6 protein-coding genes are annotated in these 7281 nt (G+C 68.7%); 3 read left to right on the top strand and 3 right to left on the bottom strand.

Going from position 1 to position 7281, the window contains the following annotated elements; genetic code table 11:
- The 3 genes from AC4PMY_RS18735 to AC4PMY_RS18725 form a co-directional block, all read right to left on the bottom strand.
- Positions 1-379: biotin/lipoyl-containing protein (locus AC4PMY_RS18735; protein WP_491623373.1), on the bottom strand; the 379-nt coding region annotated here is incomplete at its 3' end.
- A gap of 61 nt (positions 380-440) precedes the next feature.
- Entirely contained in the window at positions 441-1814 is a 1374-nt protein-coding gene (lpdA, locus tag AC4PMY_RS18730; protein WP_064293772.1) for a dihydrolipoyl dehydrogenase, read from the bottom strand.
- 95 nt (positions 1815-1909) lie between these two features.
- Entirely contained in the window at positions 1910-3412 is a 1503-nt protein-coding gene (locus tag AC4PMY_RS18725; RefSeq protein ID WP_491623372.1) for a leucyl aminopeptidase, read from the bottom strand.
- Positions 3413-3532: 120 nt separating this feature from the next.
- On the opposite strand from AC4PMY_RS18725, the gene AC4PMY_RS18720 reads away from it, so the two are divergent.
- The 3 genes from AC4PMY_RS18720 to AC4PMY_RS18710 all read left to right on the top strand — a co-directional run bounded on the left by AC4PMY_RS18720 (position 3533) and on the right by AC4PMY_RS18710 (position 7281).
- Positions 3533-4456: a proteasome assembly chaperone family protein gene (locus AC4PMY_RS18720; RefSeq protein WP_071260060.1), complete on the top strand. Its 924-nt coding sequence runs from the start codon at positions 3533-3535 to the stop codon at positions 4454-4456.
- A gap of 9 nt (positions 4457-4465) precedes the next feature.
- Positions 4466-5773 (top strand): MFS transporter, encoded by a 1308-nt coding sequence (locus AC4PMY_RS18715; RefSeq protein ID WP_071260062.1) that lies wholly within the window; start codon positions 4466-4468, stop codon positions 5771-5773.
- A 185-nt stretch (positions 5774-5958) separates the two neighbouring features.
- A complete protein-coding gene (locus AC4PMY_RS18710; protein ID WP_079003921.1) occupies positions 5959-7281 on the top strand; it encodes an RNA polymerase sigma factor in 1323 nt (440 codons plus the stop codon).

The raw sequence follows: 7281 nt of genomic DNA, 5'->3' as shown, positions 1-7281 counted from the left end.
CGGGAGCCGCCTCAGCAGCAGGAGCCGGCGCGGCAGCAGGTGCCGGCTCGGGCTCGGCCGCGGGGGCGGGCTCGGCCGGAGCGGGCTCGGCAGCAGCCGGTTCCGCGGCGGGCGCGGGCTCCTCGGCCGCAGCCGCACCCGAGCCATCACCGATGGTCACGAGAGCGGTGCCGACCTCGACGGTCTCGTCCTCCTGGACGAGGATCGCTTCGATGACACCCGCGACGGGCGAAGGGATCTCGGTGTCGACCTTGTCGGTCGACACTTCGAGCAGTGGCTCGTCGACCTCCACGGTGTCGCCGACATTCTTCAGCCAGCGGGTGACCGTACCCTCGGTGACACTCTCGCCGAGTGCCGGGAGGCTGACGGATTCGCTCATGACCTTGTCTCCTTTGAAACCTGTTGTGTGTTCACTAGCTTATTGGGGTGTTCGGAATGCGTCACAGCGCGTGCAGGGGCTTGCCTGCGAGCGCGAGGAATGCTTCGCCGAGCGCCTCGTTCTGCGTGGGGTGCGCGTGGATCAGCGGCGCGATGTCCTCTGGGTAGGCCTCCCAGTTGACGGCGAGCTGGCCTTCGGCGATGAGCTCACCGACGCGGGCGCCGATCATGTGCACACCGATGACGGGGCCGTCGTTGACCCGGATGACCTTGACGTTGCCACTCGTGCCGATGATCTCGCTCTTGCCGTTGCCGGCGAGGTTGAAGTCGTAGCTCGTGATGTTGTCGGCGCCGTACTGCTCGGCCGCCTTGGCCTCGCTGAGACCGACGGACGCGATCTCGGGGTCGCTGTACGTGACCTTCGGGATGTTGACGTCCTCGATGATGACGGGCTTCAGACCGGCGATCTCCTCGGCCACGAAGATGCCCTGCTGGAAGCCGCGGTGCGCGAGCTGCAGGCCGGGGACGATGTCGCCCACGGCGTAGAGGCCGGGGATGTTCGTCTCGAGACGGTCGTTGGTGATCACGAAGCCGCGGTCGATGGTGACACCGACCTCCTCGAAGCCGAGTCCGGCCGTCGACGGGCCACGGCCGACGGCGACGAGCAGCAGCTCGGCGTCGATCGTCTTGCCGTCCTCGAGCGTGATGTGCACGCCCGAGTCGTCCTGGGTGACGCCCTGGAACCGCACGCCGAGCGAGTACTCGATGCCGCGCTTGCGGAACGCGCGCTCGAGCGCCTTGCTGATCGACTCGTCCTCGTTGGGGACGAGGTGGGGGAGCGCCTCGATGATCGTGACCTCGGTCCCGAACGACTTCCAGACGCTCGCGAACTCGACGCCGATCACGCCGCCGCCGAGGACGGCGACCTTCTTCGGCACGAAGTCGAGCTGCAGCGCCTGCTCGCTCGTGATGACGCGGCCACCGATCTCGAGACCGGGGAGCGAGCGGCTGTAGGAGCCCGTCGCGAGGATCACGTTCTTGCCGGTGATGAGGTCGTCGCCGACCTGCACGCTCGTCGGGGAGACCAGACGGCCCTCACCCTCGATGGTGGTGATGCCGCGGGCCTTCACGAGGCCCTGGAGTCCCTTGTACTTCTTCGCGACGATGCCCTCGCGGTACTTCGTGACGCCCTCGATGTCGATGCCTTCGAAGGTGGACTTGACGCCGTACTTCTCCGACTCGCGCGATGCGTCCGCGACCTCGGCGGAGTGCAGCAGCGCCTTCGTCGGGATGCAACCGCGGTGGAGGCAGGTGCCGCCGACCTTGTCCTTCTCGATCATGCCGACGGTGAGGCCGAGCTGCGAAGCGCGCAACGCCGCAGCGTATCCGCCGCTTCCGCCTCCCAGGACTACCAGGTCAAAATTCTGCTCGGACACTCCGTTGCTCCTTGTGTGTGCTTCGTGGTCGATCGGAAACCGTCGTGGTGTGTTCGGCGGCGTCGAGGCGGGTCGAACCGCCCCCACCGACCTTACTACGGGTGGCTAATCTCCTCGGCCATTGCGAGGAGGGTGCGGACCGCGACGCCGGTCGGGCCCTTGGCGGTGAAGCCGTAGGGGGCGTCGCCGTTCATCGCGCTCCCGGCGATGTCCAGGTGGGCCCACGGGATTCGGGTGGTGCCGCCGTCCTCGTCGGTGCGGTCCGCGATGAACTCCTGGAGGAACGTGCCTGCGACGAGCATGCCGCCCGCGGTGGTGCCGGGCTTCGCGTTGGCGAGGTCGGCGACGTCGGAGTCGAGGACCTTGCGCAGCTCCGCGGGGAACGGCATCGGCCAGAACAGTTCGTCCGCACCGGAACCGGTCGCGATGAGGTCGGTGACGAAGGAAGCATCACCCATGACGCCCGTGTAGCGGTTGCCGAGCGCGACCACCGCCGCTCCCGTGAGGGTCGCCACGTCGATGATGGCGTCCGGGCCCTCCTCGCCTGCGGCGACGAGTCCGTCGGCGAGGACCAGCCGGCCCTCGGCGTCGGTGTTGGTGACCTCGACCGTGCGTCCACCCCGGATGGTGAGGACGTCGTTCGGCCGGATCGCCGTGCCCGACGGGAGGTTCTCGGCGAGGCAGAGCCACGCGGTCAGCCGGGTGGGCACTCCGAGACGCGCGGCCGCGGCCAGGACGGCGAGCACGGTCGCCGCGCCGGTCATGTCGTACTTCATGCCGACCATCGAGACCGGCGGCTTCAGCGAGAGGCCGCCGCTGTCGAAGGTGATGCCCTTTCCGACGAGGGCCAGGTGGCTCCGGGCCGCCTCAGGTTGGTAGCTCAGCTTGACGAGTCGCGGAGGCCGGGAGGAACCCTGCCCGACACCGAGGATGCCGCCGAAGCCGTCCTCGGCCAAGCGGGTCTCGTCCCATTCCTCGACCTCGACGTCGAGGCCGTCGACCGCTGCGCGGGCCGCGTCGGCGAAGGTCGCCGGGTAGAGCTCGTTCGGCGGCGTGTTGACCAGGTCCTTGACGAGCGCGATGGCCTCGGCGACCGCGGTGGCGTGCTCCGCGAGCCCGGCATCCGGTGCGTCCACGGTCGACGGGACGACGACGGTGACCCACCCGAGCGGTGTCGGTGCCGGCGCGGATCCGACACCGCGCGACGCGGTGTAGCGGTAGGCGCCGATGGCCGCCCCCTCGAGGACGGCTTCGGCGGCGGCGGCCGTCTCCTCCGTCAACGCGAACGCGATCGAGGCCTGGCCGTCGATCGTCCTGGTCACCGCACCTGCCGCTCGTCGGAAGGCCGCGTCGTCCGCATCCGGCCCGAGACCGACCAGCACGAGACCGGAGGCCGCACCGAACCGGTCCGGGAGGCGTCGCACCTGGTCTTCGGATCCCGTGACTCCGGAGGCGCGCAGCTCGTCTGCGAGCGGCGCGTAGACGTCGGGCGCCAGGAGCTCCGGTCCGTCGTCGCCCTTCCTCACCGCGAGGACGAGCAGCTCGGCCTCGATTCCCTCGACGGCGGCGGACAACACGGAGAGCACGGGGATCGTCATGCCTCCATCGTAGGCACGAGCGGTTCAGGACCGAGGCGGGGCCGCCGGTGTTCGCTCTCGGCGGTACGGCCGAGGCTCGGAGGGGAAGGGCGCTGCGACACCCCCGTTTAGAGTTGAACCATGCCTACGCCTGACGACCTCTACGAGGTACACCCGGAGATCGACATCCCCGCCGGCCTCCACCTCGTCGCGGGGCTCACCGGGTTCTCCGACGCCGGCGGCGCGGTCGGGCAGTTGAACGCCTACCTCGACGACGTCCTCGACACGACGGTCATCGCCGAGTTCGACGCCGATGTCCTGCTCGACTACCGCGCCCGCCGGCCGATCATCTCGTTCGACCAGGACCACCTGACGGAGTACCGGCCGCCTCGGCTGACCCTGTCGCTGGCCCACGACGAGCTCGGGTCGCCGTTCCTGCTGCTCACCGGTTTCGAGCCCGACTTCCTCTGGGACCGCTTCGTCGCGGCCGTGCTCGAGCTCGTCGACCGCTTCCGGGTCAGCGACACGACGTGGGTGCACGCCATCCCGATGCCGGTCCCGCACACCAGGCCGATCGGCGTCACCGTCAGCGGCAACCGGTTCGACCTCATCGAGTCGCTCTCGGTCTGGCGCCCCCGCACCCAGGTGCCGTCCAACGTGCTCCACCTCCTCGAGTACCGCCTCTACGAGCGCGGCGACAGCATCGCGGCCTTCGTGCTCCTCGTTCCGCATTACCTCGCCGACACCGAGTTCCCGGCCGCGGCGATAACGGCGATCGAGAGCCTCAGTGCGGCGACCGGCCTCATCTTCCCCACGGACCGCCTCCGCGAGGACAGCCGCGACTTCCTCGCCAAGATCGACGAGCAGGTCGGGACCAACCACGAGCTCGGCCAGCTGGTCACGACGCTGGAGGAGCGGTACGACGCCTACATGGCCGACAACTCGCCGAAATCGCCGCTCACCGACATCGACGGGGCGCTCCCGACGGCCGACGAGATCGCCGCGGAGCTCGAGAAGTTCCTCGCGAGCCGGCGCCACGGCGACGAGGACCGCTCGACCACCTAAGCTGGATCGGTGGGATCTCGACGCGTCTGGTGGGTGTTCGGCGTCGGGGTGTTCGCCTACCTCATCACCGTCATGCAGCGGTCGACGCTCGGTGTGGCGGCGGTGGACGCCACCGAGCGGTTTCAGATCGACGCCGCCGCGCTCTCGACCCTCGCGGTCGCGCAGCTGATCGTGTACGCCGCCATGCAGGTCCCGGTCGGGGTGCTCATCGACCGCCTCGGGCCTCGCGTCCTGATCATCGCGGGGCTGACGGTCGTCATGGCGGGCCAGATCTGGCTGGGTCTCACGACCGAACTCGGCGGCGCGATCGTCGGCCGGATGCTGGTCGGCCTCGGCGACGCCGCGGTGTTCACCTCCGTGTTGCGGCTCGTGAACTCCTGGTTCCCCACCCGTCGGGTGCCGATCGTCTCGCAGTGGGTCGGCAACATCGGGCAGATCGGACAGGTCCTCTCGGCGGTGCCGTTCTCCTTCGTCCTGCACGCGTTCGGCTGGTCGCCGGCGTTCCTCAGTGCGGCCGGTCTCGTCCTCCTGGCACTCGTCGGGGTGTTGATCGTCGTCCGCGACCGGCCGTCCGGTTCCGACGAGGCGCCGCGCCCGGAGACCTGGGGCCACGTCGTCCGCGAGGTCCTCATCAGTCTGCGTCGGCCAGGGACGCGTCTCGGGTTCTGGTCGCACTTCGTCACCCAGTCCTCCGGCACGGTCCTCACGCTGCTCTGGGGCTTCCCCTTCATGGTCTACGCCCTCGGCTACCCGCAGCCCCTCGCCGCATCGTTGCTCATCGTGATCGTGGTCTCCGGCATGATCGCCGGGCCCGTCCTCGGGGTGCTCACCGCGCGGTTCCCGTATCGGCGGAGCAACCTCGTGCTCGGGATCGTCACGGTCATGGGCGTCGCCTGGGCTGCACTCCTCCTCTGGCCGGGCATCCCGCCGATGTGGCTCGTGATCGTCCTGTTCGTCGTGGTCGGGGTCGGGGGCCCCGGTTCACTCATCGGGTTCGACTTCGCCCGTACCTTCAACCCCATCCGCGCGCTCGGCGGGGCGAACGGCATCGTTAACGTCGGTGGGTTCCTCGCCAGCTTCGTCATGATGTTCCTCATCGGACTCATCATCGACGCGGTCAGCGGGGGATCCCGTGCCGACTACTCCATGGACAGCTTCCGGATCGCCTTCTCCGTGCAGTACCTGGTGGTCGGGTTCGGGGTGGCGATGCTGCTCGTCGCCCGGTCCCGCACCCGCAGACGCTTCGCCGAGGACGAGGGCATCGCCGTCGGTCCACTGTGGATCGCGGTCCGAGCGAGGCTCGGGCGCCGTCGCTGAGCGTTCGCTTCGTCCCCTGATCCCACCCTTGACAAACGGCCTGTGGCTCTGTGGCCTTCCTGCGCGCGCTATAATGGAACACGGACCCGTTCACCTCTCGGAATGTCGGCGGCCCTTTTCGGGTTGCACTGCACCAAGACTTGACATGGGTCCTCGTAATGTCCGAAATCACGGACGATCCGGCGATGACTGTCCATGCCGGGTCCGAACAGGAAGGTGCAGCTATGGCCACCAAGACGGCTCGCGCAGACGAAGCAGCGCCAGCAGACGAGGCCACGGAGGCTCCCGCAGCGAAGGCTCGGACCACCAAGGCCACCACGACCCGAGCGAAGGCTGCTCCCAAGAAGGCCACCCGCGCCAAGGCGGGTACGACGTCGAGCACGGAGCCCGATGAGGGCTCGGACGACGAGGACGTCGTCGTCGAGGTCGTCGCCGACGACGCCGTGGTCGACGCGCCCGCGGGCGACGCCACCGAGGCGGTCGAGGAGGAGGACGACAAGTCCGTGCCGGAGATCACCCTCCCCACCGACGCACTCGTGCTCTCCAACAGCGACGACGACGAGATCCCGGTGTACTCGGCCGCGATCACCGGCGCCACCGCCGACCCGGTCAAGGACTACCTCAAGCAGATCGGTAAGGTCGCGCTCCTCAACGCGGCCGAAGAGGTCGAACTCGCGATGCGCATCGAGGCGGGCCTCTTCGCCGAGGACAAACTCGCCCAGCTCTCCGACCTCGAGAAGCGCTCGCGGGTCGGTCGTGAGCTCCAGTGGGTCGCGAAGGACGGCGCCCGTGCCAAGAGCCACCTCCTCGGGGCGAACCTCCGACTCGTCGTGAGCCTCGCCAAGCGGTACACGGGCCGCGGCATGCAGTTCCTCGACCTCATCCAAGAGGGAAACCTCGGCCTCATCCGCGCGGTCGAGAAGTTCGACTACACCAAGGGCTTCAAGTTCTCCACCTACGCGACCTGGTGGATCCGTCAGGCCATCACGCGTGCCATGGCCGACCAGGCGCGCACCATCCGCATCCCGGTGCACATGGTCGAGGTCATCAACAAGCTCGCCCGCGTCCAGCGGCAGATGCTGCAGGACCTGGGCCGCGAGCCCACGCCCGAGGAGCTCAGCCGCGAACTCGACATGACGCCCGAGAAGGTCATCGAGGTCCAGAAGTACGGCCGCGAGCCCATCTCGCTGCACACGCCCCTCGGCGAGGACGGCGACAGCGAGTTCGGCGACCTCATCGAGGACACCGAGGCGGTCGTGCCGGCCGACGCCGTCAGCTTCACGATGCTGCAGAAGCAGCTGGAGTCGCTCCTCGACTCGCTCTCCGAGCGGGAAGCGGGCGTCATCCGGATGCGCTTCGGCCTCGGCGACGGCATGCCGAAGACGCTCGACCAGATCGGCGACACCTTCGGGGTCACCCGTGAGCGCATCCGGCAGATCGAGTCGAAGACCATGGCGAAGCTGCGTCACCCGAGCCGATCCCAGTCGCTCCGCGACTACCTCGAGTAG

The sequence above is a fragment of the Plantibacter sp. MDV22-iso1 genome (assembly GCF_058408345.1).
The sequence above is the reverse complement of the archived record's forward strand: the minus strand, read 5'-3'. Positions and strand labels throughout refer to the sequence as shown.